The organism is Endozoicomonas ascidiicola (assembly GCF_001646945.1).
Classification (GTDB): domain Bacteria; phylum Pseudomonadota; class Gammaproteobacteria; order Pseudomonadales; family Endozoicomonadaceae; genus Endozoicomonas; species Endozoicomonas ascidiicola.
Genome location: NZ_LUTV01000019.1, coordinates 5,145 through 6,401, shown reverse-complemented (window position 1 = coordinate 6,401; position 1,257 = coordinate 5,145). Strand labels below are relative to the sequence as shown.

The following is a 1,257-nucleotide window of genomic DNA, read 5'->3' as shown; positions in this document are numbered from 1 at the left end:
GGTGTCATCCGCTAATGTGATCGAGAAGTTGCCCAGATAATCGGCCGCACCAGCTGTGTATGACAGGCTCTGTGTGTCCGTGTGGTCAACATCGCCGATGGTAAAGCTGCCGCTGTCGGAGAGAGTATACGTCAGTTCGCCGATATTATTGTCGCCCATTTCTGTGATATCACCGATGACATTCGTGGTGGCTTCAATAATAGGCGCATCGTTAGTACCGGTCAGGGTGATGATAATATCCTGATCTACCTCACCACCTTCGCCGTCGGACACAGTGACTGTGTAGGTTTGAGTAAGGGTTTGACCGGCGGCCAGGTAATCGATGTCACTGTCAGCGACATCAAAATTCCAGTCGATACGACCGGAACCATCCCCGGTTGTATTGTCTCCTACAGTAGCACTGAAACTGCCCAGATATTCGCTCCCAGCACTTGCAAAGGTCACGCTTTGAGCATCCGAGTGGTCAACGTCAGAAATGGAGAAGCTGCCGCTATCAGAAAGAGTAGACGTCAGTTCACCACTAATGCCATCGCCGAGCTCAGTAATGCTACCAGTGACGTCCGTGATGGCTTCAATAATAGGCACATCGTTAGTACCGGTTAGGGTGATTACAATGTCCTGATCCGCGCTACCACCTTCGCCGTCGGATACGGTGACCGTATAGATTTGCGTGAGGATTTGACCGGCGGCGAGATAATCAATGTCACTATCAGACACTTCAAAATCCCAATCGACTTGACCGGAAATGTTGTTAATACTTGGACTCAGATTTCCTCGATAATCACTGCCATTAGCACTGACGCTGATAAAGTGGCTATCAGTAATATCCTGGTCACTGATCACAAAGCTACCGGATTCAACATGTACTGTGACATTTTCGCCACTGCCACCGTCGGTTATTTCCGTGATTGCACCGGTAACGTCGATGATTGAGCTAATTATTGGTGCATCGTTGGTGCCGGTGAGGGTAATGACGATGTCTTGATCAACGGTGCCGCCGATGCCGTCATCCACTGTGACGGTATAAGTCTGGGTTAGCGTCTGACCGGCGGCCAGATAATCGATGTCCCTGTCAACCACATCAAAGTTCCAATCGACTTGACCGGTGCCATCGGACGCTGTGTCATCCGCTAATGTGATCGAGAAATTGCCCAGATAAGCGGGCGCACCAGCTGTGTATGACAGGCTCTGCGTGTCCGTGAGGTCAGTGTCCGAGATGGTAAAGCTGCCGCTGTCGGAAAGAGTAGACGTCAGTTC

Annotated in this window: 1 protein-coding gene; it reads right to left on the bottom strand. The window is 50.7% G+C overall.

Features of this window, described 5'->3' with window-relative positions; genetic code table 11:
- A partial coding sequence (locus AKL11_RS25820) for a VCBS domain-containing protein (RefSeq protein WP_216636847.1) occupies window positions 1-1,257 on the bottom strand: 1,257 nt, incomplete at both ends.